Genomic DNA, 25,535 nt, shown 5'->3' with positions numbered 1-25,535 from the left:
CTTTAATTCCCTTGTGTCAGTTCGCACCCAACATTACCATATCGGTTTTATTCGGACGGAGCTTTTATGATTACGGGTAGCCTTGTCGCACTGGTCACGCCCATGCATCCTAATGGTGATATTCACTGGGAGGATCTGGACAAACTGGTGGACTTTCATATTGAAAACGGCACGGATGGTATCGTCGCCGTGGGTACTACTGGCGAATCCGCAACGCTGGACCCGGATGAGCATTGTCGTGTCATCGGTCACATCATAAAGCGGGTCAATGGTCGTATTCCCGTAATCGCCGGCACTGGTGGTAACAGCACACGTGAAGCCATCGAGCTGACCAGCGAAGCCCACAAGTTGGGAGCGGATGCGTGCCTGTTGGTTGTCCCTTACTACAACAAACCGACCCAGGAAGGGCTCTACCAGCACTTCAAAACCATCGCCGAAGCTGTGCCAGGGATGAGCCAGATGCTCTACAACGTTCCCGGGCGTACAGCGTGTGACATGCTGAACGAGACCGTTGAACGTCTGGCCGATATTCCCAATATTATCGGAATCAAGGATGCTACGGGCAACATCCCCAGGGGCTCTGAGCTGATCGAAGCGGTCAAGGGGCGTCTGGCAGTGTACTCCGGTGATGATGCCACGGCCGCCGAACTTATGCTGGCAGGCGCCAAAGGTAACGTGTCGGTCACCGCTAATGTGGCCCCCAAAGAGATGTCTCAGTTGTGCGCAGCCGCCATTGCGGGTGACCGTGAAGAGACTGATCGCCTCAACGAATTGTTGATGCCGCTTAATCGCAAGCTGTTCCTGGAAGCCAACCCGATCCCCGTGAAGTGGGCACTGTGCCGCATGGGAATGATCGGGGAAGGGATCCGCCTGCCGCTGACACCGCTTAGCGAAAAATTCCACAGTGAAGTGGAAGATGCCCTGAAGGCCTCGGGCGTACTCTGAGTTTTCCGTATCACCAAAGAACCTGGAGTAGCCTGATGGCGTTCTTTTTCAGGACAGAAGTAAAGCGTGTATTGAGCTCGGTAGCTCCCGCAACCGGGCTCGTCTTTGTATTGGCTGCCAGTGGTTGCAGTTTTCTGGAAGATCGGTCAGAGCGCTATGTCAACGCGAAGGAAGGGGATGAGCTCCGTCTCCCTGAGACCGCTGACGAAAGTCGTTTTGGTCAGGTCATGCCGGTCCGCGAGGTAACCACTGCCGATTCTGGTCGAATGTACCGCTCGTCTATTCCCAAACCGCCGGATATGACGTCCGAGATCCTCGATGAGAACTATGTCGTTGAAGAGCTGGATGGCCAGATGTGGCTGCTGATCAACGATGTACCGGGCCGCGTCTGGCCGTCTGTTTCATCGTATATGAACGATCGCGGTCTGGGTGTAGCCTACGACAGTCCCCAGCTTGGTCTCGTGCAAAGTGAGTTGGTGAATTTCAGCAAGCGTGCCAGAGCCTTGCTGGAACTTGAAAACGATCCAGGACCCGCTGAAGACATGCTGATCGTTCAGGCCCGTGTGGCACCCGGTGTTCGTCGCAAGACCACCGAGGTTCAACTGCGCGTCCATGAAGTTGATGGTAATCCCGAGGAGCTGCTGGCCTGGCAGGCCGGTGCCGAGCCGACGGAAGAAGGCCTTGCCACCAGTAAAAAACTGCTTGGTGACATGGGGGAGTTCCTGCGTGGCCGCGAGGAGAGTAAGTCCTATTCCAGGGCGGCCTTGGGTATGACGGCCGAGCCACTGGTACGCCTGATATCCGAAAACGAACAGCCAGTAGCTGTCGAAATGGATCTGGACTACGGCCGGGCCTGGTCTGAAGTCAGCCGCGCACTTAACGAGGCAAAGATTCCGGTTCTGGACCTGAACCGAAGTGAAGGCTGGTTTAATGTGGATTTTCGTAGCGAATCGGAGCGTGAGTCAGGATGGTTCGACTGGTTCGGTGATGATGAGAAACCACAACACACCTTCGATTTGCGTCTTCAGGAAGAAGAGGGCGTCCTGGTGGTGACCGCCGCCCGCGCATCGGAATACAACGGCGATGACCGCTCTTCCGAACTGCTTTCTGAACTGTTTGAATACCTTTATTAATTATGAGATGTCGGCACAGAGCTGACATCTCCGGAGATTTTGAAATGGAAAAGCGCGAAGAACTTTACGCGGGCAAAGCCAAATCCGTTTATCGCACCGATGACCCCGAGCGATTTGTACTTGTGTTTCGTGATGATACCTCGGCCTTCGATGGCGAGAAGAAAGAGCAATTGAATCGCAAGGGCATGGTGAATAACCGCTTCAATGCGTTCATTATGGAAAAGCTGGAAGCAGCGGGCGTGCCCACCCATTTCGAGGGTTTGCTTTCACCCACCGAATCTCTGGTCAAGAAGCTGGATATGATCCCGGTGGAGTGTGTGGTGCGTAATGTCTCTGCAGGAAGCCTTTGCCGTCGGTTGGGTGTCGAAGAGGGGCTGAACCTGAATCCGCCTACCTTCGAATTGTTCCTCAAGAACGACGAATTGCACGATCCGATGGTGAACGAATCCCTGGCGGTCAGCTTTAGTTGGGCAACAGCGGATGAGCTCGCCAAAATGAAAGAGCTTACCTATCAAGTGAACGACGTGCTCAAGAGTCTGTTTGACGACGCCGGCATGCTGCTGGTGGATTACAAGCTGGAGTTCGGTCGTTCTGGTGGGCAGATCGTGCTGGGTGACGAATTCAGCCCCGATGGCTGTCGTATCTGGGACAAGGAAACCCGCAAGAAAATGGACAAGGACCGTTTCCGCCAGGGACTGGGTGACGTGATTGAAACCTATGAAGAGGTGGGTCGTCGGCTGGGTATCCAGTTCGATTGATAAAAAAGAACCAAACAACAAGCAACGGGTGTTTTATGCGCAAACTGATTCTGGCCATGGGTGGTGCGGCAATTCTGGCAGCGCCACTGGCTCATGCCGACGTGGTCGGCCTGGGAGCGAACGTAAGTTATTGGGACTCTGACCTGTCCGGTAAAGCTGCCTCCAACGGTGATGTGGTTGATGTGGAGAATGACCTTGACCTGGACAGCGATTCCAACGCCAACCTGAGTGCCTACATCGAGCACCCGGTACCTTTGCTGCCGAATGTTCGCCTGAATTACACAACGATTGAGCAGAGCGGTCGCGGCGAACTGGGAGCCAGTTTTGACAACATCATTGTCGGCCTGGGTGGCACCACTGAAGTCCAGTCGGACCTGGACCTGGACCAATTGGACCTGACCCTCTATTACGAGGTTCTGGATAACTGGGTCAACCTGGATCTGGGTTTGACGGTTCGTGACCTGGACGGCGAACTGAGGGTACAGGAAGTCGGTGGCACTGCAGTCAGCGAATCCGAAATTGATGCGGTTGTGCCGATGGGCTATCTGGCGGCACGGTTCGACCTGCCATTCACCGGTGTGTCCGTTGGTGGTGAAGCCAATCTGATCACGTTTGACGGGGATTCCGTCTACGACTATAACGCCTATGGTCAGTACGAGATCGCCATGCTGCAGCTGCGCGCCGGCTATCGTGAAATCTCCATCGACTACGAAGATGGCGACGATGAGCTGGACATTGATCTGGGCGGTCCCTTCGCGAGTGTTGGCGTTCGCTTCTGACAGGGTGGCTGATAGGGTCTGATAAGGAGAAAGGACTTGAAAATCCTGGTTACGGGAACCGCCGGTTTTATCGGCTCGCATCTCGCTCACCGCTTGCTCGATCGCGGTGACGAGGTGATCGGCGTGGATAACGTTAATGACTATTACGACGTTACCCTGAAAGAGGCCCGCCTGGCGAGGCTGACGGGCAAGTCGGGCTTTACCGAAGTGCGCAAGGACGTTGCCGACCGGGGGGCCATGGAAGCGCTGTTCCGTGACCACAAACCGGAGCGGGTGGTGCACCTGGCCGCGCAGGCCGGTGTTCGTTACTCACTGGAAAACCCGCACGCCTATGTGGATGCGAACCTCGTTGGCTTCATGAACATACTGGAGGGGTGCCGTCACAATAACGTGAAGCACCTGGTGTACGCTTCCAGCAGTTCCGTATATGGAGCCAATGAAGCCATGCCATTCTCCGTCCATGACAACGTGGACCATCCCCTGAGCCTCTACGCCGCCTCCAAAAAGGCCAATGAGCTGATGGCTCACACCTACAGCCATCTCTACAACATGCCGACCACGGGGCTCCGTTTCTTCACGGTTTATGGACCGTGGGGACGGCCGGACATGGCGTTGTTTATCTTCACCAGGAAGATCCTTGCTGGCGAGCCAATCGACGTCTTCAACCATGGTCATCATAAACGGGATTTCACCTATATTGATGACATTGTGGAGGGGGTGATTCGCACACTGGACCACGTTGCGGAACCCAACGAAGACTGGAGCGGCGCAAAGCCGGATCCGGGAACCAGTAAGGGCCCATACCGTCTCTACAATATCGGTAGTAACAACCCGGTGGAACTATCCCGTTTTATCGAGATCATTGAGGAGCAGGTAGGCAAGAAGGCAGAGAAGAACCTGCTGCCGCTGCAGCCCGGCGATGTGCCAGCCACCTACGCCAATGTCGACGACCTGATCGACGATGTAGGGTACAAGCCATCCACGACGGTGGAAGAGGGCATTGCCAACTTCGTGGATTGGTATCGGGATTTTTACAAGGTGTAATGGTCGAAGCCGTTATGAAGGGCCAGCCTGTGCTGGCCCTTTTTCGTTAAACCGCAGGCAATACATCGTTGAGTTCAGGAGGCAGGCGTAGCAGGCGCTTCTTGCGGGTCAAAGGACAAATGAACTCGAGCTCCACCGCCACCAGCTGAAGTGGCAGCTTGTCCGCAGTGCCATATAATCGGTCACCAACAATCGGGTGACCCAGCGCGGCGAGGTGTTGCCGAATCTGGTGTTTTCGTCCGGTTTCAATGATCACTTCGACCACTGTGTTGGCTTCAGGCCCGGACGCTCCAGTGGCCAACGTGGTGACATGGCTGATGGCTTCCTTGTTATCCACTGGTGTGTCAATGGTCAGTGCCTGTGCCTCCAGCTGGCCACACACCCGGGCATGATAGACCTTCCGCAGCGCCCGTCCGGAAAAACATTCTGACAGGGCTCCCGCAGCTTTGCTGTCGTGGGCGATGAGCATTAACCCAGCCGCATCCGCATCAAGCCTGTGCACCAGGAAGCAGGGCTTTCCCGTTTGTACTTCTGCAACCCGTAAGAGACTACAGTGATCCCCCCACTGGGAACCCTGGGCCAGCAGCCCATGGGGCTTGAACCATACACTGTAGTGACCAAAGTCGGTCAGAAGTTCCGCCGGTTCGGCTTTGCGGGCCAGTACAATATCGTCATAGAACAGCTGCAACCGGGTACCCGCTTTCACCTCCCGCTTCGCCTTACGCAACCGCACCTGCTTGCCCTTGTGGGTCCAGCGACAGGCGCCTTTGGCCATGGCGTCCTTGATGCGCTGCTTGGACAGCCCGGTTGCATCGCTGAGGGCATCGACAGCGATCTGGGGCTTTTTGAGGGTAAGGTCAGCAATGGTTCGCATGAGGCTACAGGTTCCGGGTGAGGTAAGGCGGGTTGGCTGGGGAGGATTATAGCACTCAGCGGCAGGGTGGGGCTGAGGATCAGGCATAAAAAAAGCCAGTTCTCACGTAGGCCGTAAGTAACTGACTTTCTTCACAGAGTTGGTAGGACCACCCAGATTCGAACTGGGGACCTCTACCATGTCAAGGTAGCGCTCTAACCAACTGAGCTATGGTCCTGTCTCTGCAACGGGGAGGAAATATACTGATTCCGGCGGTGCGGGTCAACCACTTTTATGCAGTTTCCCGATGTCTGAGCCAGCCTTTAAGTGCCTTACTGATGACACCCCAGCGATTGACCAATAATGCAGCAAAAATCAGCCCGCAACCGGCCAGTTGTGAGGCGCTCATGGTCTCTGAAAACCAGCCAGCGGCAAACAGGGCCACCCATACTGGCTCCAGAACCAGAATTACCACGCCGTGGCTGTTGGCGGACAGGCTCTGGGCATAGGTTTGTAGCAGGAAGCGGCCAGCGGTGCCGATCACCGCACTGGCAAAAATCCACCAGGCGAGTATGGCGGAGAAATCCTCGATCACCGGTTGCCACGGCTCAAGCGCCAGGGATTCCACCAGTGTCAGCGCCCCTACAGTGAGTAGGGCGATGGCAGTCAGTGGGAGCGCCGGAACCCGGTGTTTTTCTACGGTCTCGCCCTGCCGGTTAATGATGGTCCTTTGATTGGCGGCACGGGTGTTCAGGGTGAAATACAGGGCAAAGATGAAAGCTGCGGATACGAAGAACAGCTGCCCGAGCTCTGGGCGGAAACCATTTTTCAGGGACAGCAGTGCCAGGCCGGCCACCGCGATAGGAATGGCGACCCAGGTACTGGCGGGTTGGGGTTCCTTGAAGACGAGGCGGGCGATGATTGGGACAATGACCACGCCAAGGCTGGTCAGAAAAGCGCCTTCACCAACGTGTGTGCCGTGGAACAGGCCCATGATCCAGCAACTCATTGCAGTGCCAAACACCAGGCCCACCCCGACGCTACGACGTATCTGATCGGCGCTGAGCCGCCGCAGGGAACGACTGGCCAGGATGGCCAGTAGCCCGCCTGCCATGAGGAATCGCACAGCCATAAAAAGCAGCGGCGGCATCAGCAGTACGGCCTCCTTGGAGAACATCCAGCTGATGGCTGCGAGCAGGGTGACAATGACCAGGAACAAGTCAGATTTGTGGGCGTCGGACATCGGGATCGCACTTAATCAGTGATTCATAAATTTGGAGAGCGAAACAATGTATAGCTTGCGAACTAGAAAAGAAAGTGGGGGATGTACGGAGCCGATTGTGTGTAGTGCTGAATATACGATACATTCCCAAGTTGATTCATTTTAAGCGACTTTCTTTCAGGATCGGAGTTCCGGATGAGCCGGGGCGAATGTGGCCAGTCCAGGCAGAGGGATCAAGCTATGCGGTACCTGCAAACTTTTAATCGTCGCCTGCGGCAAATCCGTGAAGCCGGGCATCTGTCCCGTGAGGATGTGGCGCGGATGTGCGGTGTCGACGAAGCCAGGGTTTCAAGCTGGGAGGCATCGGACAGCCGACAGCGCAGTTACCCCGGCGTAGCAGAACTGCTGGATGTGTGTATACACACGGAAACGCCATTGGAGAGCCTGGTGGACCTGGAAGCCAGTGCCGACAACAGCCAATTGGAACTGCCCGGCCTGGCGTTCAGTAACAGTGATGATCTTGGGGTGGCACTGGCGGAACTCGAAAAGGAACTGAGCCGCGTACACCTCTCGGAGGAGGAGTTGGAACTGTTGCGCCGGTTCCGGAAGGCCTCCGGGGAAAACCGGCGCATGATTCTTCAGATCCTGGGCCGGTAGCCCGGCCCCGATACCTTACTTGCCTTTCTTGTAGATGTTCTCGTAGACGTAATTGGTGGCGTCTACGAAGCCATCAATGCTGCCGCAGTCAAATCGCCGCCCTTTGAATTTATAGGCCAGCACACAACCGTTCTTCGCCTGTTCAAGCAGCGCATCGGTGATCTGAACTTCACCATTCTTGCCCGGAGGCGTGCGCTCAATGATGTCAAAAATGTCGGGCGTCAGGATGTAACGACCAATAATCGCGAGATTGCTGGGAGCGTCTTCCGGTGAGGGCTTTTCAACCATGTCGGTGATGCGGTATAGCCCGTCTTTCATGGACTCACCGGCAATCACACCGTATTTGTGAGTTTCGTCAGCCGGCACTTCCTCAATCGCGACGATGGAGCAACGGAACTGATTGTACAGCTTCACCATTTGAGCGAGGACACCTTCACCCGCACCATCTTCCACACAGAAATCATCTGCAAGAACCACTGCAAAGGGGTTATCACCCACCAGATTCCGACCAGTGAGAATGGCATGGCCCAGGCCTTTCATTTCGTTCTGCCGGGTAAACGCAAAGGAATTGTTGTCGATCAAATCGCGAATGGACGTTAACAGGTCTTCTTTTCCAGAGCCTGCAATCTGATGTTCCAGCTCGTAGCTGATATCAAAATGATCTTCGATGGCGCGCTTGCCCCGTCCAGTGACAAACCCGAACTCATGAATGCCAGCTTCTGCGGCTTCTTCCACGCCATATTGCACCAGAGGCTTGTTCACAATTGGCAGAATTTCCTTGGGCATGGCCTTGGTCGCCGGGAGAAAGCGGGTGCCGTACCCGGCAACGGGGAAGAGGCACTTTTTGATCATAATGGTCGTCCTTATATCTTTTTGGGGCACTGCCTGTCACAAAGGCTGTATCACGAAGTGTGCCAAGTGTAACCAAGTTATTGGTGCAAATGGAGCTTCTGATTGTGAAATGTATATATTGGTAATAACGGGGGCCCTTTCACCCTTGATGTGGCTCGTTGATTTACATAGAAAAAGCTTTCACATGACTCTATAACATACTGTTTTGTAGGAATATTAACTTTGTAAAGTTTGGCAACAAGGAATGGATTTGTGGTCCCTGATGCAATACAGTCTGCCGTGACAAGTTTTTAATAATCGCCGGATGCCCCGTTCACCTGGGGCCAGACTATCTAGCAGGATCAGAGACTTTGAAATATTCCCTGTTGATCGCACTGATGTTGTGCGCTCTCAGCCAGTCCCTCTACGCTCAATCCTCGGGTTCCTGGTTGCGTAATGGGTGGCAGCCCTACGCCAATAACTTTTCGGGGGGTGATGGATCGTTCAGAGAGGAGCGCGAGCACTGGCTACGTTCCCGGCTGAAATTTTCCGGTAGAACCTCGCTAACCAGTGATGGCCTGGATGGTGCCATTGGCGTTTCGGCTGACAGCCTGGTCGGTCGGAGTGATGATGTTAGTTTTAATTACAGGGACCTGCAGTCCAGAAACGACGGCAGTGACCTCAACTCAACAACGTTTAATTACCGGTTTCCAGCCGGGGTGAATGAACTCAGCCTGAAGACCTCAAGTTACCGCTACCATCATGCGGTCAATGATTCAGGCCGACGCTATAATGCCAGTGGTGACTCCCGGGCGGTGGGAATCGGGGCAAGCCGGCCCCTGTTTTCTCGATATGGCGTAGTGATTGATGGGGTCGCGCGTCACACGGGAAGGGATAGTCGGAGCTTTGAGGAGGACAATCTGGTGTCAGAGTCCAGCTACCAACTGTCTTCCCTGGGGGTTGAGGCCCATGGACGCCATGAATTATTGGATGGCATCCACGCGACTACCAGTATTCTTGCCGTCAGCGGTCGCGAGTACACGGCAACGGACTACCAGTCGAAAGACAATGTTGGTGAGAAAGACGAGTTTTACAAAGTCGCTATGTCTGCATCGATTGAGCAGGAACTCTGGCGCTGGCGCTGGAAGATTCATGGCCGTTATCAGTTTGCGGATGAGGATCTGCCGGTTGCGGAATATCTAACGGTAGCCGGCCCATCCATGATTGCGGGTTTTAACGGCCAATCTGTATCAGCTTTGCAGGGTGGATGGCTGCGCATGGATACTGCCAGTCCTTCATGGCAATTACCTTTTGTAGATGGCGTGCTGTCCAGTGTGAACTTCTCTGTGCTTCACGGCTGGGTTCCTTACTCGGAATTGCAGTCAGGCAGGCATGGTCGCGCCAGTGCCGGTCAGGTCTCTCTGACTCTCAAGGGGCGAGCCTTCTCAGCCGGTGTCAGTGTTGGTCGTATGATTCGCACGTCCACGGTAGCGATGACCATGCCAGACAATCCGGACGTCCGCTTCTCGTTAACCATGGGTATCTGATCCCGGATTTTCCCTGCTTTCTCCCTGTCTTACAAAGATGTCACTTGAGACGGTGCCGGTCGCCGGTGCTACATTAAAATCTCGAGGAAAGGCATCAAGGTAGGGGCTTCATGCGTTCAGGGACAAGATGGTTTATTGGTTTTATATTGTCGGGGGTATTCTACACCACCGGAGTCTGGGCCCTTGAATTCGATGATATTGTCGATAAAGCCAGGGATAAGGCTGAAGCCGCGTATCAGCCGCCGCCAGAGGTGCCGGAGTTTCTCAGGGATTTGAGCTACAGGGCTTACCAATCCATTCGCTTTAACCCGGAAGCCAGTTTATGGAGAGATGGGCGTTCCCGCTTCCAGGTGATGATGGTGCCACCCGGAAGTTACTACACCCATACCGTAAAGTTGCATGAAGTAGATGCCAATGGTGTCGAACCTATTCCATTCGATAAATCCGCATTCAGTGTTCCGGACCCTGAGTTGGAAAAGCGAATCCCCGCTGACCTCGGTTATTCCGGCTTTAAGCTGACCTACCCAATGGGCGACGGCAGTGAACAGAATCAGTTTCTGGTTTTCGCTGGTGCCAGCTATTTCCGGGGCGTTGGCGCCGAAAACCGCTTTGGCCTGTCTGCTCGGGGTATTGCCATTGATACAGGTCTTCCCTCCGGTGAGGAGGTACCTTCGTTCGTTGAGTTCTGGCTTGAACGGCCAGGCGCAGGAAGCGACCGTATTCGGGTTTATGGGTTGCTGGATGGCCCCAGTGTTACCGGCGCCTACCGTTTTGATGTCCAGCCCGGCTCCGCGACCCGGATAGACGTGACAGCCGAACTGTTTTACCGCAACCAGGTGGAGCAGCCGGGCCTGGCGCCTCTGACCTCCATGTTTTACTACGGTGAAAATACTGCCCAACCTTTGGGAGAATGGCGGCCGCAGGTGCACGATTCCGACGGTCTCCTGATTCATGATCGTGGCACCGGAGAATGGTTATGGCGTCCATTGGTCAACCCTTCGCGTCTCAGGCTCAGTTATCTGCAGGTCAATCATCTGGGCGGGTTTGGGCTCATGCAGCGGGACACGGCCTTTCACGAGTTCGAGGATGCCGAAGCCCGTTATGATCGGCGGCCGAGTGCCTGGGTTTCGCCGCGCCAGGGTTGGTCCGATGGTGAGGTGGTACTGGTTGAAATCCCGACGGATTCCGAGATCAACGACAACATTGTCGCGTTCTGGAAACCGAAAGACCCAGTTCAAAAAGGTGAGCATCGAAAGTTGACCTACAGCCTGCGTTTTGGCGGAAACGAGATTGCTGAACAGGATTCGGGTCGTGCGGTACAAACCTTTGTGGGAGGGGGTAATCGCGTCGGCGGCGGCAACGTGGAAGATGCTTACCGGATCATTGTCGACTTTTCCGGCGGGCCTTTGGATAACCTGGAGCCCGACGCGGCTGTAGTCAGTAAGGTCAGTGAAGGAAGTGGCAATGCTGAAGCAGTGGAGATCATTGAGCACTTTGTCGAGTACGTTGAGGCCGACGACAACTGGCGGCTGTCGATGCTGGTTCGTCCCGCTGACGAAGGCGCCCCAGTACTTCGTGGCCAGCTCATGCTTGATGGTAAGCCGCTCACCGAAACCTGGACCTATTCACTGGCGCCGAATTCAGGAATAGGTCAAGGCCGATAACACAGGAGCACGCTGATGCCAGAAACTGTATGTCAACTGGCGCTGGAAAGAGTGCTGACTTTCCTATGTGACAGTGGAGTAGACCTGGACTCCGAAACCTGTAGGACGGCATTGCGACTGGTTGATGACGCGCTGACAGAGGGCGACGGCCCGGACCTGACAGCACGTTGTGTTGACCGGGTTCCAGAGTATTTCAGTCTGCCTGAGATGAATGTTCCACTTGCGGGGCCGCCGCTTGAACGTGGCCACATTGGATATTATCCCCATGACTGAGGCCGCGAACAGTCGTATTCCGACGCATTCAACGACCTGGAAGCGTGTAGCCACCGTTCGGCGATTCTTCCTGACTCTTTTTGTCGTTGGGCAAACCGTTATTGCCAGTTATTTTCTGCTCTGGATTTTGCCGTACCACGGGGGAACGCTGGTCGAAATAGGTCTGCTGGTATTGTTCATTTTCCTTTATATGTGGATAGCCATCGGCTTCTGGACGGCGGTATACGGTTTTGTGCTCAGGTTGGTCGGGGGGGACCGTCAAAGCCTTCTTCGTCGCCACCGGGGAAAGGCGCTTGAAAATACCACCTTGGCAAAGACGGCCATTGTTATGCCGATTTACCATGAACCTGTGCAATGGACGCTCAGTGGCCTGAAAGCGGTATACCGGGATATTGAGCGGACGGGCCACCTTGATCAATTCGAGTTCCACGTTCTTTCAGATAGCCGGGACCCCAATGTCTGGCTCGAGGAGCAGAGTCAGTGGTACCGGCTTTGCCAGGAGCTGGGGGCAGAGGGACGGCTGTTTTATCGTCGTCGGCGGGTCAACCTCAACTTCAAGAGTGGCAATATTGCTGACTTTCTCCGGAGATGGGGCAGGCGTTATCGCTACATGGTGGTGCTGGATGCAGATAGTCTGTTGAGTGCGGGCACCATTGTGAAAATGGTGCAGTTGATGGAGCGCGAGCCCAACGTCGGCATCTTGCAAACAGCTCCCACCATCATTAACGGTGAGTCCCTGTTCGCCCGTGTCCAGCAATTCGCCAATCGCCTTTATTCCAATCTGTTCGCCACTGGTCTGGCCGCAATACAGCTGGGGGATGCGGCCTTCTGGGGCCACAATGCAATCCTGCGTGTGCAGCCTTTCATGGAACATTGTGGGCTCCGTAGGCTCCGTGGGTTTGGTCTCTTCCGTGGTGCCATCATGAGCCACGATTTTGTGGAGGCTGCCTACATGGGCCGGGCGGGTTATGAAGTATGGCTCGAACCCGGGCTGGGACACAGTTTCGAAGAATCACCACCGTCGATTTCCGATGAGCTTGCCAGGGACAAGCGTTGGTCCAAGGGGAACCTGCAGCACCTCTGGATACTGTTATTCGGGCGCAGGCTGCGCCTGGCACACCGGCTGGCGCTTCTCAACGGCATCATGGCCTACCTGGCGTCACCCCTCTGGTTGGCCTTTCTGATACTGACCACCCTGGAAGCAGTGCAGATGACGGTTGCCAGCATCAATTACTTTCCCGAAGGGCATCAGGGGCTGTTTCCATTGTGGCCGGAATGGCGTCCGGAATGGGCTTTGGGCCTTGCTCTAAGCACGCTGTCGCTGTTGTTCCTGCCAAAATTTCTGGCCGTTCTCGACGCAGGTATTCACGGGCTTGCAAAGAATTTCGGGGGACTCTGGCGGCTACTTCTGAGTGTCCTGGTGGAGATTCTGGTTTCAGTCTTGCTGGCTCCTGTAAGAATGATGGCCCACAGCCGTTATGTGCTGGGCGCTCTTCTAAACCTGTCCCTGTCCTGGGCGGGGCAGAATCGTACTGAAGAGACTACATGGCGGGAGGCATTTATGATCCAGTTTCCGGGGATGCTGGTTGGGGCTGGCTGGTCCGCTTTTGCCTGGAGTCTGGACCCGATGTTTTTTCTTTGGTCTTTACCTGTGGCGGTACCGCTGGTTTTGGCGGCTCCGACGTCCGTGGCTCTCAGTCGTATTGGTTTGGGGCAGGCCTTCAGATCAAGCGGGTTGCTGGTGATCCCCGAAGAGATCGCGCCTGTTGACGTATTGGAAGACGCGAGGAAAGCACGGGCCTTGAACGATGAGAGCTCAGTGCTGACTGCCGTGGAAGCGGCCGTGGTACGACCACGGCTTAACCGTCTTCATCATACCCTCGCAAGATCCCATCGCCAGCCCATCAGGGCCGGATTACTGGCCCCTTTAGTCTCGCGGCTTGGCAATGAAGGCCCGGATTCCCTGTCTCGGAGTGAGCTCAGCCAACTGTTTAGTGATCGCGCTTCCCTCGAGGAGCTGCATCGGATGGCCTGGCGTTCGCCGCCGGACAGTTTCTGGGGGCAGCGTATAAGCGGCCTGAGCAGGGCGGATCTGAAACGGTAGAATGGAGCAGGACATGGATAGACGTACATTGGTCAAGGCTTTAGTCAGCCTGGCTGGAGCCCAATCGCTACCTTTGTCGGCATTGTTGTATGCACCTTCGGGAGTGGCCGGCACTGTTGGCAGGCCGAAACCATTCAGTTACGGATGGCTAAAGGGGCATGCCCGGGCGTTGGCCGGAGAACCCTGGAAGTCGAGGGAAGGGAACCTTCCCGCATCCTTGAAGGGCTTGTCCTGGGATGATTACCAGGCCATTCGTTTTCGCCCGAATAAAGCCCTTTGGCGGAACGATGACAACGCCTTTCAGGTCCAGCTTTTTCATCTTGGCCTGTACTTCAAATCACCGGTTCGGATCTACGAAGTAGAAGACGGTGAGGCCCGGGAGCTGCCCTACAAACCGGAATTTTTCGAATACGATGGTAATCAGCCGTTGAACTCGCTGCCAGAGGATCTGGGCTATGCCGGGTTCCGGGTTCATTTCCACACTGATTACGAACGTGACCTGGCGGCTTTCCTGGGAGCCAGCTACTTCAGGGCTGTCGGATCAGAGATGCAGTACGGGCTTTCTGCCAGGGGGCTCGCTATTGATACCGCATTGGCTGGGGAAGAGGAGTTCCCGCAATTCACCGCGTTCTGGTTGGAAAAGCCACCGTCGGGGAGCGACCATCTCGTGGTCTACGCATTGCTGGATTCGCCCAGCACTACTGGCGCCTACGCTTTTACGTTAACACCTGGCCGTAGCATGGAAATGAGGGTAGATGCGGCCTTATACCCGCGTAAACCGATGGAGCGCGTGGGAATTGCGCCTCTCACAAGCATGTATCAGACCGGAGAAAACGATCGACGCATGGCCTACGACTGGCGTCCGGAAATTCACGACTCGGACGGACTTTCGATTCACAACGGAAAGGGAGAATGGCTTTGGCGCCCGCTGGTCAATCCGCGTTCAGTGCGGACAAACAGTTTTGTTGACAATAATCCCCGGGGATTTGGCTTGCTTCAGCGAGACCGGCAATTCGCAAACTACCAGGATGACGGGGTGTTTTATAACAAGCGCCCTAGTGCATGGGTAAGACCTCGCGACGGCTGGGGCAAGGGAAGCGTCATGCTGGTGGAGATTCCCACCAGGGATGAAACGTTTGACAATATCGTGGCCTTCTGGAATCCGGAGCGGCCGCTGGAGCCGGGACAGGAATATCTGTACGCCTACACACTTTCCTGGGCGGGCGAATCCCCGATGGAGCCCGTGGGTCTGGCAACCGTTCGTGCGACCAGGACTGGCCTGGGCGGCGTGGTAGGGCAGGAGAGAACGTATTTCTCCTGGCGGTTTGCGATCGATTTTGCGGGAGGTCCGCTATCCATGCTGGCGGAGGACGCTCAGGTAACGCCGGTCATCACGGCAAGCCGGGGAGAGATCGAAATTACGTCCGCGCGCCCACTCGCTTCTATTAATGGTTACCGTGCAATGTTTGACCTGGTGCCAGATGAATCCCTGGAGCCCATCGACCTGCGTTTACAGCTCAAACTAGAAGATCAGGTGTTGACTGAAACCTGGCTGTATCAATACACGCCACCCCCCAAGGAAGAGCGAGTGCTCTACTGACAGGGCCGGGCATGTTGTGTCAACAATAAAGATACCCTGAGTTCGCGGATTGTTGACAATAAGGTTGTGAAGGCGTAGATTTCCGGTAATTCCAGTCACTATTGTTGACAATGTATGCCGGAAGTCATCTCTCAGTCCTACACCCGCGCCGACGAAGCTTTCGATTGTCTGCAAACGGCTATCGTTAAGGGCGATCTCTCCCCGGGCGAAAAGATCGGCGAAGTCGAGTTGTGTGCCCGCTTTAACCTCACCCGTGGCCCTCTGCGTGAAGCACTGGGGCGTCTTGAATCCCGTGGTCTTCTCGTGCGTCGCCCCCATGCCGGGGTGAAGGTGGTGTCCGTCAGCACAGAGGAGCTGATGGAGCTTTATCGTATCCGCGAAGTCATGGAAGGCCTGGCGGCCCGCCAGGCAGCGGAGCGCATGACGGACACAGAAATTGCAGATCTCTATGCCACCCTGGATAGCCACGAAACCATGATTGAGCAAGCTCAGGGACAGGCCTACTATCAGGCGGAAGGGGATTACGATTTTCACCACCGGATCGCCACAGGCAGCCGCAATACAAAGCTCGCGCAAATGCTGTTGGGTGATCTTTACTACATGGTCCGGATGTACCGTTATCGACTGAGTACCGCTTCCGGCCGGCCACATATGGCCCTGGGCGAACACCGCCGCATAGTCGAAGCCATCGCCCAGCGGGACGGTGAGTTGGCGGAATTCCTTATGAAACGCCACATCAACGCCGCCCGCCAGAACATAGAACGCAAGATCCAGGAAGGCGGTTTAACCATCTAACAATGTAGGTCGGATTAGCGAAGCGTAATCCGACAAAGCAAGAATCGCAGGTCGGATCAGGTAAAGCCCCAATCCGATAAAAAGAATCCACCAGAGAAGAGGTCAACACCATGTCCAATAAACTCAGCCCCGGCGCTCGCTTCCGCAAGGCCCTGAAGGAAAATAACCCCCTGCAGATCGTGGGAACCATTAATGCCTACTCCGCGATGATGGCCGAACGGGTAGGGCACCAGGCGATCTACCTGTCTGGCGGTGGCGTGGCAAACGCCTCATACGGCCTGCCGGATCTCGGCATGACCTCCATGAACGATGTCGTTGAAGATGTCCGCCGCATCACCGCCGCGACTGACGTGCCACTGCTGGTAGATATCGATACCGGCTGGGGCGGCGCCTTTAACATCGGCCGCACCATTCGTGAAATGGAACGTGCCGGCGCAGCGGCGGTCCACATTGAAGACCAGGTTGCCCAAAAGCGTTGTGGTCACCGTCCGAACAAGGAAATCGTTTCCCAGGAAGAGATGGTTGACCGGATCAAGGCCGCCGTGGATGCCCGTGAAGACGACGACTTTTTCATCATGGCCCGTACCGATGCGTTCCAGAAAGAAGGCCTGGAAGCCGCCATTGAGCGTGCCAAAGCCTGCATCGAAGCCGGCGCTGATGGCATCTTTGCCGAAGCGGTGACCGAGCTTGAGCACTACAAGGCGTTCTCTGAAGCCCTCGATGTGCCAATCCTGGCCAACATTACCGAATTTGGTGCCACACCGTTATACAACCGCAAGGAACTCGCCGAAGCCGGTGCCGATATGGTGCTGTACCCGTTGAGTGCCTTCCGTGCCATGAACAAGGCGGCACTGATGGTGTATGAGAACATTCTGGAAAAAGGCGATCAGAAAGATGTGGTCGACCTGATGCAGACTCGCATGGAGCTGTATGACTTCCTGAACTACCACGATTTCGAGCAGAAGCTGGATCAATTGTTCCAGCAGCAGAAAGGTTAATGACGTTTGTTGGATTACGGCTTCGCCTAATCCAACCTACGGGTACTCCGAGAATCAAAATGTAGGTCGGATTAGGCGAAGCCGTAATCCGACAACCCAAACAAGATGAGGGAGAACAACAATGGCTGAAGCAAAACAACTGAGTGGCGCGGGCCTTCGTGGCCAGGTGGCTGGTGAAACCGCACTGTGCACCGTAGGTAAAAGCGGCGCTGGTCTGACCTACCGTGGTTACGATATCGCCGATCTGGCGGAAAAGGCCCAGTTCGAGGAAATCGCTTACCTGTTGCTGCGCGGCAAGCTGCCTAACCAGCAGGAACTGGATGCGTACAAGCAAAAGCTTCAGAGCCTTCGTGGTCTGCCGGCTGCGCTGAAAACCGTGCTTGAGCAGATTCCGAAGGATGCGCACCCGATGGACGTGATGCGTACTGGCTGTTCTATGCTGGGTAATCTGGAAACTGAACAGGACTTCAGCGAGCAGGACGACAAGATCGATCGCATGCTGGCGGTATTCCCGTCTATCATCACTTACTGGTATCGCTTTGCTCACGAGGGCGTGCGCATCGAAACCGACAGCGATGTGGACTCCATCGGTGGTCACTTCCTTGAATTGTTGCACGGTAAGAAGCCCAGTGAACTTCATGAGAAAGTGATGAACGTCTCCCTGATTCTCTATGCGGAGCACGAATTCAACGCGTCTACCTTTACCGCCCGAGTGTGCGCTTCCACGCTGTCAGATATTCACAGCTGCGTGACGGGTGCCATTGGTTCGCTTCGGGGCCCTCTGCATGGTGGTGCCAACGAAGCTGCGATGGAGCTTATCCAGAAATTCCAGACCCCGGATGACGCTGAATCAGGCCTGATGGGCATGCTGGAGCGCAAGGAAAAGATCATGGGCTTTGGTCATGCGATCTATAAGGAATCTGACCCACGCAACGCCATCATCAAGCAGTGGTCGAAGAAGCTGGCGGAAGAAGTAGGTGACACTGTGCTGTACCCGGTTTCCGAGCGTTGTGAGGCCGTTATGTGGCGCGAGAAGAAGCTCTTCTGTAACGCTGATTTCTTCCATGCTTCCGCGTATCACTTCATGGGCATTCCGACCGAGCTGTTCACGCCGATCTTCGTAATGTCGCGGGTGTCCGGCTGGACGGCCCACGTTAAAGAGCAGCGCGAGAACAATCGGATTATCCGCCCGAGCGCCGATTACACTGGTCCTGCGGACGCCAAGTGGGTGCCAATTGAGGAGCGCAAATGAATACTGAATACCGCAAATCACTTCCGGGCACCGACCTGGATTATTTCGATACCCGTCAGGCCGTGGAAGACATTCAGGCTGGCGCGTACGACAAACTCCCGTACACGTCCAAAATTCTGGCGGAGCAGCTGGTTCGCCGCTGCGATCCGGAGATGCTGACGGATTCCCTGAAGCAGTTGATCGAGCGCAAGCGCGACCTGGACTTTCCCTGGTATCCGGCCCGCGTGGTCTGCCACGACATCCTCGGCCAGACTGCGCTGGTGGATCTGGCCGGGCTGCGTGATGCCATCAAGGAGAAGGGTGGGGACCCGGCCAAGGTTAACCCGGTCGTTCCTACCCAGCTGATCGTGGATCATTCCCTGGCCGTGGAAGCTCCGGGGTTTGACCCCGATGCGTTCGAGAAGAACCGTGCGATCGAAGATCGCCGCAACGATGACCGTTTCCATTTCATCAACTGGACCAAGACCGCGTTCAAGAACGTGGACGTGATTCCTCCGGGCAACGGCATCATGCACCAGATCAACCTGGAGAAGATGTCTCCGGTGGTTCAGAATCGCGAGGGTGTTGCCTACCCGGACACGTGCGTAGGCACTGACAGCCATACCCCGATGGTGGATGCGCTGGGTGTTATTTCCGTAGGCGTGGGTGGTCTGGAAGCCGAGAGCGTTATGCTTGGACGCGCTTCCATGATGCGCCTTCCGGATATCGTCGGCGTGGAGCTTACAGGCAAACTGCAGCCGGGCATTACCGGTACCGATATGGTTCTGGCGATCACTGAGTTCCTGCGTAAGGAGCGGGTCGTGGGTGCGTACCTTGAATTCTACGGCGAAGGTGCTGACAGCCTGACCGTGGGTGACCGTGCCACCATTTCCAATATGACACCGGAATACGGCGCTACCGCTGCCATGTTCTACATCGATGGCCAGACCATTGATTACCTCAAGCTGACCGGTCGTGAAGACGATCAGGTCGCACTGGTTGAGAAGTTCGCCAGGGAGACAGGTCTGTGGGCAGACAGCATGAAAAACGCCGAATACGAGCGTGTGCTGAAGTTCGACCTGTCTACTGTGACCCGCACGCTGGCTGGTCCTTCCAACCCTCATGCGCACCTGCCGACCTCCGAGCTGACCAAACGAGGCATTGCCGGAAAGTGGGACGAAGAAGAAGGCAAGATGCCGGACGGCGCATGTATCATCGCCGCCATCACCAGCTGCACCAATACCAGTAACCCCCGCAACATGGTGGCTGCCGGCCTGATCGCCCGCAACGCCAACAAGCTGGGGTTGACCCGCAAGCCGTGGGTTAAAACCTCGCTGGCTCCGGGGTCCAAGACGGTAAAAATGTACCTGGAAGAAGCCGAGTTGATGCCGGAGCTGGAAAAGCTCGGGTTCGGTGTGGTGGCCTTTGCCTGTACCACTTGTAACGGCATGAGCGGTGCCCTGGATCCGAAAATCCAGCAGGAGATCATCGACCGTGACCTGTACTCCACGGCGGTATTGTCCGGTAACCGGAACTTCGATGGCCGTATTCACCCCTACGCCAAGCAGGCATTCCTGGCGTCTCCGCCGCTGGTCGTGGCCTATGCGATTGCCGGAACCATTCGTTTCGACATTGAGAAGGATGCGCTGGGCTATGACAAGGACGGCAACCCCGTCACTTTGAAGGACATCTGGCCGGACGATGCGGAAATCGATGCCATTGTGAAATCCAGCGTGAAGCCGGAGCAGTTCCGCAGCACCTACATTCCGATGTTTGATATTACCCGGGATGCACAGGCCAACTCCAACCCGAACTACGACTGGCGCCCGCAAAGTACGTATATCCGTCGTCCCCCATACTGGGAAGGCGGCATGGTAGGTGAGAAAACCCTGAAGGGTATGCGTCCACTGGCGGTGCTGCCGGACAACATCACCACGGATCACCTGTCACCGTCCAATGCCATTCTGATGGACAGCGCCGCCGGGGAATATCTCCACAAGATGGGTGTGCCGGAGGAAGACTTTAACTCCTACGCGACTCATCGGGGTGATCACTTGACCGCGCAACGCGCAACGTTTGCCAACCCGAAACTCTTCAACGAAATGGTGCGGGACGAGAACGGCGACGTGAAGCAGGGCTCCCTGGCGCGGATCGAGCCGGAAGGCAAGGTCACCCGCATGTGGGAGGCTATCGAAACCTACATGGAGCGCAAACAGCCACTCATCATCATTGCCGGGGCTGACTACGGCCAGGGTTCTTCCCGTGACTGGGCCGCCAAAGGTGTGGCGCTGGCCGGTGTTGAAGCCATCGTCGCCGAAGGTTTTGAACGTATCCACCGTACCAACCTGGTTGGAATGGGCGTGATGCCTTTGCAGTTTGAGGAAGGCACTACCCGCAAGACCCTGGGTATTGACGGCACCGAAACCTTCGATGTGGAAGGCACACCGGAGCCCCGCGCGGTACTGACACTGATTATCCACCGGAAGAACGGCGACTCCGAGCGGGTTCCAGTGATCTGCCGCCTGGATACCGCTGAGGAAGTATCAATCTACAGTGCCGGTGGCGTATTGCAGCGCTTTGCCCAGGATTTCCTGGAGTCCGAAGGGGCTGCGTAATCCAGGGAATGTCGGATTACGGCCCTTCGGGCCTAATCCGACCTACGTCCAAGTTATCGCCGAGCCAATGTAGGTCGGATTAGCGAAGCGTAATCCGACAAGAAAGGTAAAAGGTACCCTATGCCTACCAACCCCCAAATCAGAATCCCCGCCACCTACATGCGCGGTGGCACCAGCAAAGGCGTGTTCTTCCGCCTGCAGGACCTTCCGGACGCCTGTCAGGTTCCCGGCGAAGCCCGGGACAAACTCCTGCTTCGGGTAATCGGTAGCCCCGACCCCTACCAGAAGCAGATTGACGGCATGGGCGGCGCGACGTCCAGCACCAGCAAAACCGTGATCCTGGCCGAACCCACGCAGCCGGATCACGATGTGGACTACCTGTTCGGCCAGGTCTCCATCGACAAACCGTTCGTTGACTGGAGCGGCAACTGCGGCAACTTGACCGCTGCCGTTGGGGCTTTTGCCATCAACAGTGGTTTCGTTGCAAAAGACCGTATCCCTGAAGATGGCATCTGTACGGTGCGCATCTGGCAGGCCAACATCCGCAAAACCATTGTGGCTCACGTGCCGATCACCAACGGTGACGTCCAGGAAACCGGCGATTTCGAGCTGGACGGGGTGACATTCCCGGCCGCCGAAGTTCAGGTGGAATTCATGGACCCGGCCGATGGCGAGGGTTCGATGTTTCCCACCGGTAATCTGGTGGACGATCTGGACGTGCCCGGTGTGGGCACCCTGAAAGCCACCATGATCAATGCCGGTATCCCGACCATCTTCGTCAATGCGGAAGACATCGGGTACAAGGGCGCCGAGCTGCAGGACGACATCAACAGCGATCCTGAAGCCCTGGCCATGTTTGAAACCATTCGTGCTCATGGTGCGGTGAAAATGGGGCTGATCCAAAACATTGAGGAAGCCGCCAACCGTCAACACACTCCAAAGGTTGCGTTTGTCGCCAAGCCGGTGGATTACGTGTCCTCCAGCGGCAAGAACATTGGGGCAGGGGATGTGGACGTGTTGGTGCGGGCTTTGTCCATGGGCAAACTTCACCACGCCATGATGGGCACTGCCGCGGTGGCGATTGCCACGGCATCCGCCGTTCCGGGAACCCTGGTGAACCTGGCTGCCGGCGGGGGCGACCGTACCCATGTGACCTTTGGACACCCGTCTGGCACCCTTCGGGTCGGCGCCGAGGCCAGGCAAGTGGACGGTCAGTGGACCGCGACCAAAGCCATCATGAGCCGCAGTGCGCGGATCCTCATGGAAGGTTGGGTTCGGGTGCCGCAAACCGCTCAGTAATGACCTAGACTTACCCTTACCGGGTAAGTCAGCCGTTATTCATGGCCATCCCTCATCCGTTTGGAAAAGGAAAGCGCCAATGAGCAGTAATGTAGACCAGAATGTTCGACCCGATTACGACGACGTCCTGCAGAAAATTGCGGACTACGTCCTGACCTACAAAGTCGACAGTGCAGAAGCCTGGAACACCGCCCGCAACTGCCTGATGGACACCCTGGGGTGTGGGTTGCTGGCATTGCGCTTCCCGGAATGCACCAAGCATTTGGGACCAATTGTTGAGGGGACTGTTGTTCCCCACGGTGCCAGGGTGCCTGGCACGTCCTTCCGGATGGATCCGGTGAAGGCTGCTTGGGATATTGGCTGCATTGTGCGCTGGCTGGATTACAACGATACCTGGCTGGCGGCGGAGTGGGGGCATCCATCGGATAACCTCGGCGGCATTCTGGCGGTCGCGGATCATGTCTCCCAGAAGCGGGTGGCCGGGGGCAAGGACGCCCTCACCATGCGAACCGTACTGGAAGCCATGATCATGGCCCATGAAATCCAGGGCGTGCTGGCGCTGGAGAACTCCTTTAATCGCGTGGGGCTGGACCATGTGGTCCTGGTCAAAGTGGCATCGACAGCGGTCACCGCCAAGCTCATGGGCGCTAGTCGGGAGCAACTGTTATCCGCGTTGTCCCATGCCTGGGTGGACGGCCAGTCCCTCAGAACCTATCGCCATGCGCCCAATGCCGGCTCCCGAAAATCCTGGGCGGCAGGCGACGCAACTTCCAGGGCGGTGCGTCTGGCGGATATCGCCATGCGTGGCGAGATGGGCATCCCGGGGGTGCTGACGGCGCCCCAGTGGGGCTTCTACGATGTGCTGTTCAGCAAGGCCAACAAAGACCAGAAACTGAAGCCGAAGGACAAGCAGCGGTTTTCCCTGCCGCAGGATTTTGGCTCCTATGTGATGGAAAATATTCTGTTCAAGATTTCCTTCCCGGCGGAGTTTCATGCCCAGACCGCTGCCGAGGCAGCCGTTACCCTGCACCCACAAGTGAGAGACCGGCTCGATGACATCGACCGGATTGTCATCACCACCCATGAGTCCGCCATTCGCATCATCTCCAAGGAAGGCAAGCTAGCCAACGCTGCGGATCGGGATCATTGTCTGCAGTATATGGCGGCAGTCCCCCTGATCTTCGGTAGCCTGATGGCCGAGCACTACGAAGATGACTTCCACGAGGCTAATCCCATCATCGACAAGATCCGATCCAGAATGGATATCGTGGAAGATGAGCGATATACCCGTGAGTACCTGGAGCCGGAGAAACGCTCCATTGCCAACGCCATCCAGGTATTCTTCAAGGACGGAAGCAGTACCGACAAGGTGGCGGTAGAGTATCCCATTGGCCATCGGCGCCGCAGGAAAGAGGGGATCCCGTTGCTGGAAGAGAAGTTCCGAAGCAATCTGGCGACCCGGTTTCCTGCTGAACGCTGCCGTCAGATCTTTGACTTATGCAAAGAGCAAAAGGCCCTTGAGAACATGTCAGCCCACGAATTCGTACAGCTTTTCGTGATCTGACACTATCTTGAGATGTAGACCCTGTGAGTGAACACGGTGTTATAACGGTTTTATGACAAGGTTACGCAGCTGTTCCAGTGGACCATTGCAGTATCATCAGAATGCAGTAAACTTTGCTTCTGTAAGTTCTGCAGCATTGGATGCGTAGACGCTTTTATTAAGAGCAGCAAAAGGAGTTGGCGTGGCCCACGTCAGATTGTTCAGGCACTATATTCACGTTCCTTTCGTTATACTGGGCCTTATTGACCTGGTCGTTCTTGCCGTAAGTTTTCTGATCGCTGTCTTTTTCCGCTATTTTGGCGAACTCTCTCTCTTCCTTGACAATATTGAGTTCCTGTTACCGTCTGCGTTCGCATTTGGCATCGTCAATCTCATCGTAATGGTCGCACTGGGTGTTCACCAGTCACGCCTTGAGGAAGGCATGTCCGGCATGATGTTACGGACAATCTTCTCGCTGATTATCGGTGTGCCGGCTTCCGGGTTGTTCTACATTTTCGGAAATGAATGGCTTTGGTATCTGGGCTTCTCCGACATACTTACATCTGCCTCTGTCTTTGGATTGTTTCTCCTGGGCATCTTTCGCCTGATCTTTTTTGCTGTTGCGGGAAAGGACGCGTTCAAACGGAAAGTTCTGGTTCTGGGAGCAGGGTACAGGGCACGGCAATTGCTCATGGATCTGAAAACACCGCTGAACCGTCAGGGGTTCGTTTTTACAGGTTTTGTCCCGCTACCGGATGAAGCGGTTGAAATTGGTGAGGAACACCTGATGCGATTGCCGGGCACTCTTTTGCAACACATCCGTAAATATCCGGTGAGCGAAATTGTAGTTGCCGTAGACGACCGCAGGAAAGGCTTGCCAATGGAGGATCTCCTGGAGTGCAAGATGTACGGGGTGCGGATCGTGGACGGTGCAACCTTTTATGAGCGGGAATCCAGGAAGGTCGCATTGGAAATGGTGACCCGGGGCTGGCTGGTGTTTTCTGACGGGTTCAAAGTGTCGTCAGTATTTGGGGTCGGCAAACGTTCACTGGACTTTCTCGCGGCAACCACCCTGTTATTGGTGGGTCTTCCATTAATGATTCTTACCGTTATTGCCATCAAGATCGAAGATGGACTCAAGGCACCAGTTTTGTATAGCCAGGAGCGCGTGGGATTAAACGGACGCATCTTCAGAGTTTACAAATTCCGCTCCATGGTCACCGACGCGGAAAAGAACGGGGCTGTCTGGGCCAGTCAGAATGATTCCCGGGTCACGAGAGTAGGGGAGTTTATTCGAAAGCTGCGTATTGATGAGTTACCACAGATTTTCAATGTGCTAACCGGTTCGATGGCATTTGTTGGCCCGCGGCCGGAGCGCCCGGTATTTGTCGAACAGTTGTCGGAAAAAATCCCCTTTTATAGTGAAAGACACCGAGTAAAACCAGGCCTGACTGGCTGGGCTCAGCTATGCTTTGCCTATGCAGACAACGAAGAAGATACCAGAGAGAAACTTCGTTACGATCTTTACTATATTAAGAACCAGAGTTTGTTGCTGGATTTGTTGATTATAATTCAAACAGTGGAAGTGGTATTGTTCAAAAAAGGGTCAAGGTAGTTTCGGGGTTGTGCTGTTCCCGAAACATG

At 55.6% G+C, this 25,535-nt stretch carries 21 protein-coding genes and 1 tRNA gene; 18 read left to right on the top strand and 4 right to left on the bottom strand.

The window, feature by feature from the left end; genetic code table 11:
- Positions 1–66: 66 nt before the first annotated feature.
- From dapA to MARLIPOL_RS08770, 5 genes are read left to right on the top strand one after another with little or no spacing between them, the layout of a single operon-like run.
- Entirely contained in the window at positions 67–945 is an 879-nt protein-coding gene (dapA, locus tag MARLIPOL_RS08790) for a 4-hydroxy-tetrahydrodipicolinate synthase (RefSeq protein ID WP_012137705.1), read from the top strand.
- A gap of 35 nt (positions 946–980) precedes the next feature.
- Positions 981–2,078, top strand: a complete 1,098-nt coding sequence (gene bamC / locus MARLIPOL_RS08785) for an outer membrane protein assembly factor BamC (protein ID WP_012137704.1) — start codon at positions 981–983, stop codon at positions 2,076–2,078.
- Between the two features lie 44 nt (positions 2,079–2,122).
- The gene (purC, locus tag MARLIPOL_RS08780) at positions 2,123–2,836 is read left to right on the top strand and encodes a phosphoribosylaminoimidazolesuccinocarboxamide synthase (protein ID WP_012137703.1); all 714 of its coding nucleotides are present in this window, start codon (positions 2,123–2,125) and stop codon (positions 2,834–2,836) included.
- Positions 2,837–2,871: 35 nt separating this feature from the next.
- Positions 2,872–3,615 (top strand): TIGR04219 family outer membrane beta-barrel protein, encoded by a 744-nt coding sequence (locus MARLIPOL_RS08775; protein WP_012137702.1) that lies wholly within the window; start codon positions 2,872–2,874, stop codon positions 3,613–3,615.
- Positions 3,616–3,651: 36 nt separating this feature from the next.
- Complete coding sequence (locus MARLIPOL_RS08770) at positions 3,652–4,659, top strand: NAD-dependent epimerase (protein ID WP_012137701.1); 1,008 nt, start codon at positions 3,652–3,654, stop codon at positions 4,657–4,659.
- 46 nt (positions 4,660–4,705) lie between these two features.
- On the opposite strand, the gene MARLIPOL_RS08765 is transcribed toward MARLIPOL_RS08770, so the two are convergent.
- The 3 genes from MARLIPOL_RS08765 to MARLIPOL_RS08755 all read right to left on the bottom strand — a co-directional run bounded on the left by MARLIPOL_RS08765 (position 4,706) and on the right by MARLIPOL_RS08755 (position 6,755).
- Positions 4,706–5,533, bottom strand: a complete 828-nt coding sequence (locus MARLIPOL_RS08765) for an RluA family pseudouridine synthase (protein ID WP_012137700.1) — start codon at positions 5,531–5,533, stop codon at positions 4,706–4,708.
- 140 nt (positions 5,534–5,673) lie between these two features.
- Positions 5,674–5,750, bottom strand: a tRNA-Val gene (locus MARLIPOL_RS08760).
- Positions 5,751–5,804: 54 nt separating this feature from the next.
- Positions 5,805–6,755, bottom strand: coding sequence for a DMT family transporter (locus tag MARLIPOL_RS08755; RefSeq protein ID WP_012137699.1), 951 nt, complete (start codon positions 6,753–6,755; stop codon positions 5,805–5,807).
- A gap of 174 nt (positions 6,756–6,929) precedes the next feature.
- On the opposite strand from MARLIPOL_RS08755, the gene MARLIPOL_RS08750 reads away from it, so the two are divergent.
- Entirely contained in the window at positions 6,930–7,391 is a 462-nt protein-coding gene (locus MARLIPOL_RS08750; protein WP_228677597.1) for a helix-turn-helix transcriptional regulator, read from the top strand.
- Positions 7,392–7,406: 15 nt separating this feature from the next.
- Here MARLIPOL_RS08750 and galU read toward each other — a convergent pair whose 3' ends face one another.
- Complete coding sequence (gene galU / locus MARLIPOL_RS08745; RefSeq protein ID WP_012137697.1) at positions 7,407–8,243, bottom strand: UTP--glucose-1-phosphate uridylyltransferase GalU; 837 nt, start codon at positions 8,241–8,243, stop codon at positions 7,407–7,409.
- A gap of 350 nt (positions 8,244–8,593) precedes the next feature.
- Here galU and MARLIPOL_RS08740 point away from each other — a divergent pair, with 350 nt between their 5' ends.
- From MARLIPOL_RS08740 to MARLIPOL_RS08685, 12 genes are all read left to right on the top strand, one after another.
- The gene (locus MARLIPOL_RS08740) at positions 8,594–9,769 is read left to right on the top strand and encodes a ShlB/FhaC/HecB family hemolysin secretion/activation protein (RefSeq protein WP_012137696.1); all 1,176 of its coding nucleotides are present in this window, start codon (positions 8,594–8,596) and stop codon (positions 9,767–9,769) included.
- Between the two features lie 110 nt (positions 9,770–9,879).
- Complete coding sequence (locus MARLIPOL_RS08735; protein WP_012137695.1) at positions 9,880–11,433, top strand: glucan biosynthesis protein G; 1,554 nt, start codon at positions 9,880–9,882, stop codon at positions 11,431–11,433.
- Positions 11,434–11,448: 15 nt separating this feature from the next.
- On the top strand, positions 11,449–11,706 hold the full coding sequence (locus MARLIPOL_RS08730) for a hypothetical protein (RefSeq protein ID WP_012137694.1): 258 nt from the start codon (positions 11,449–11,451) through the stop codon (positions 11,704–11,706).
- Complete coding sequence (gene mdoH, locus MARLIPOL_RS08725; protein WP_012137693.1) at positions 11,699–13,810, top strand: glucans biosynthesis glucosyltransferase MdoH; 2,112 nt, start codon at positions 11,699–11,701, stop codon at positions 13,808–13,810. Before MARLIPOL_RS08730 ends, mdoH begins: the two co-directional genes overlap by 8 nt.
- Before the next feature lie 13 nt (positions 13,811–13,823).
- Positions 13,824–15,410: a glucan biosynthesis protein gene (locus tag MARLIPOL_RS08720; protein WP_145768763.1), complete on the top strand. Its 1,587-nt coding sequence runs from the start codon at positions 13,824–13,826 to the stop codon at positions 15,408–15,410.
- Positions 15,411–15,524: 114 nt separating this feature from the next.
- Positions 15,525–16,205 carry a GntR family transcriptional regulator gene (locus tag MARLIPOL_RS08715; protein ID WP_012137691.1) on the top strand — a complete coding sequence of 227 codons (681 nt, stop codon included), beginning with the start codon at positions 15,525–15,527 and terminating at the stop codon, positions 16,203–16,205.
- 110 nt (positions 16,206–16,315) lie between these two features.
- A complete protein-coding gene (gene prpB, locus MARLIPOL_RS08710) occupies positions 16,316–17,203 on the top strand; it encodes a methylisocitrate lyase (RefSeq protein WP_012137690.1) in 888 nt (295 codons plus the stop codon).
- 121 nt (positions 17,204–17,324) lie between these two features.
- Positions 17,325–18,455, top strand: a complete 1,131-nt coding sequence (prpC, locus tag MARLIPOL_RS08705; RefSeq protein ID WP_012137689.1) for a bifunctional 2-methylcitrate synthase/citrate synthase — start codon at positions 17,325–17,327, stop codon at positions 18,453–18,455.
- Positions 18,452–21,049 carry a Fe/S-dependent 2-methylisocitrate dehydratase AcnD gene (acnD, locus tag MARLIPOL_RS08700; protein ID WP_012137688.1) on the top strand — a complete coding sequence of 866 codons (2,598 nt, stop codon included), beginning with the start codon at positions 18,452–18,454 and terminating at the stop codon, positions 21,047–21,049. Before prpC ends, acnD begins: the two co-directional genes overlap by 4 nt.
- A 120-nt stretch (positions 21,050–21,169) precedes the next feature.
- Positions 21,170–22,348, top strand: a complete 1,179-nt coding sequence (gene prpF, locus MARLIPOL_RS08695; protein WP_012137687.1) for a 2-methylaconitate cis-trans isomerase PrpF — start codon at positions 21,170–21,172, stop codon at positions 22,346–22,348.
- A gap of 79 nt (positions 22,349–22,427) precedes the next feature.
- On the top strand, positions 22,428–23,912 hold the full coding sequence (locus tag MARLIPOL_RS08690; RefSeq protein WP_012137686.1) for a bifunctional 2-methylcitrate dehydratase/aconitate hydratase: 1,485 nt from the start codon (positions 22,428–22,430) through the stop codon (positions 23,910–23,912).
- A 181-nt stretch (positions 23,913–24,093) separates the two neighbouring features.
- Positions 24,094–25,506: a TIGR03013 family XrtA/PEP-CTERM system glycosyltransferase gene (locus MARLIPOL_RS08685; protein WP_012137685.1), complete on the top strand. Its 1,413-nt coding sequence runs from the start codon at positions 24,094–24,096 to the stop codon at positions 25,504–25,506.
- The last annotated feature ends 29 nt before the right edge of the window (positions 25,507–25,535 follow it).

Origin of the sequence: Marinobacter lipolyticus SM19 (assembly GCF_000397065.2) — a bacterium.
Classification (GTDB): domain Bacteria; phylum Pseudomonadota; class Gammaproteobacteria; order Pseudomonadales; family Oleiphilaceae; genus Marinobacter; species Marinobacter lipolyticus.
The sequence above is the reverse complement of the archived record's forward strand: the minus strand, read 5'-3'. Positions and strand labels throughout refer to the sequence as shown.

Excerpts from the sequence above, each read along its gene's own strand:
- dapA (WP_012137705.1), top strand. The coding sequence starts at position 67 with ATGATTACGGGTAGCCTTGTCGCACTGGTCACGCCCATGCATCCTAAT.
- bamC (WP_012137704.1), top strand. The coding sequence starts at position 981 with ATGGCGTTCTTTTTCAGGACAGAAGTAAAGCGTGTATTGAGCTCGGTA.
- purC (WP_012137703.1), top strand. The coding sequence starts at position 2,123 with ATGGAAAAGCGCGAAGAACTTTACGCGGGCAAAGCCAAATCCGTTTAT.
- MARLIPOL_RS08775 (WP_012137702.1), top strand. The coding sequence starts at position 2,872 with ATGCGCAAACTGATTCTGGCCATGGGTGGTGCGGCAATTCTGGCAGCG.
- MARLIPOL_RS08765 (WP_012137700.1), bottom strand. The coding sequence starts at position 5,533 with ATGCGAACCATTGCTGACCTTACCCTCAAAAAGCCCCAGATCGCTGTC.
- MARLIPOL_RS08755 (WP_012137699.1), bottom strand. The coding sequence starts at position 6,755 with ATGTCCGACGCCCACAAATCTGACTTGTTCCTGGTCATTGTCACCCTG.
- MARLIPOL_RS08750 (WP_228677597.1), top strand. The coding sequence starts at position 6,930 with ATGAGCCGGGGCGAATGTGGCCAGTCCAGGCAGAGGGATCAAGCTATG.
- galU (WP_012137697.1), bottom strand. The coding sequence starts at position 8,243 with ATGATCAAAAAGTGCCTCTTCCCCGTTGCCGGGTACGGCACCCGCTTT.
- MARLIPOL_RS08735 (WP_012137695.1), top strand. The coding sequence starts at position 9,880 with ATGCGTTCAGGGACAAGATGGTTTATTGGTTTTATATTGTCGGGGGTA.
- MARLIPOL_RS08730 (WP_012137694.1), top strand. The coding sequence starts at position 11,449 with ATGCCAGAAACTGTATGTCAACTGGCGCTGGAAAGAGTGCTGACTTTC.
- mdoH (WP_012137693.1), top strand. The coding sequence starts at position 11,699 with ATGACTGAGGCCGCGAACAGTCGTATTCCGACGCATTCAACGACCTGG.
- MARLIPOL_RS08720 (WP_145768763.1), top strand. The coding sequence starts at position 13,824 with ATGGATAGACGTACATTGGTCAAGGCTTTAGTCAGCCTGGCTGGAGCC.
- MARLIPOL_RS08715 (WP_012137691.1), top strand. The coding sequence starts at position 15,525 with ATGCCGGAAGTCATCTCTCAGTCCTACACCCGCGCCGACGAAGCTTTC.
- prpB (WP_012137690.1), top strand. The coding sequence starts at position 16,316 with ATGTCCAATAAACTCAGCCCCGGCGCTCGCTTCCGCAAGGCCCTGAAG.
- prpC (WP_012137689.1), top strand. The coding sequence starts at position 17,325 with ATGGCTGAAGCAAAACAACTGAGTGGCGCGGGCCTTCGTGGCCAGGTG.
- acnD (WP_012137688.1), top strand. The coding sequence starts at position 18,452 with ATGAATACTGAATACCGCAAATCACTTCCGGGCACCGACCTGGATTAT.
- prpF (WP_012137687.1), top strand. The coding sequence starts at position 21,170 with ATGCCTACCAACCCCCAAATCAGAATCCCCGCCACCTACATGCGCGGT.
- MARLIPOL_RS08690 (WP_012137686.1), top strand. The coding sequence starts at position 22,428 with ATGAGCAGTAATGTAGACCAGAATGTTCGACCCGATTACGACGACGTC.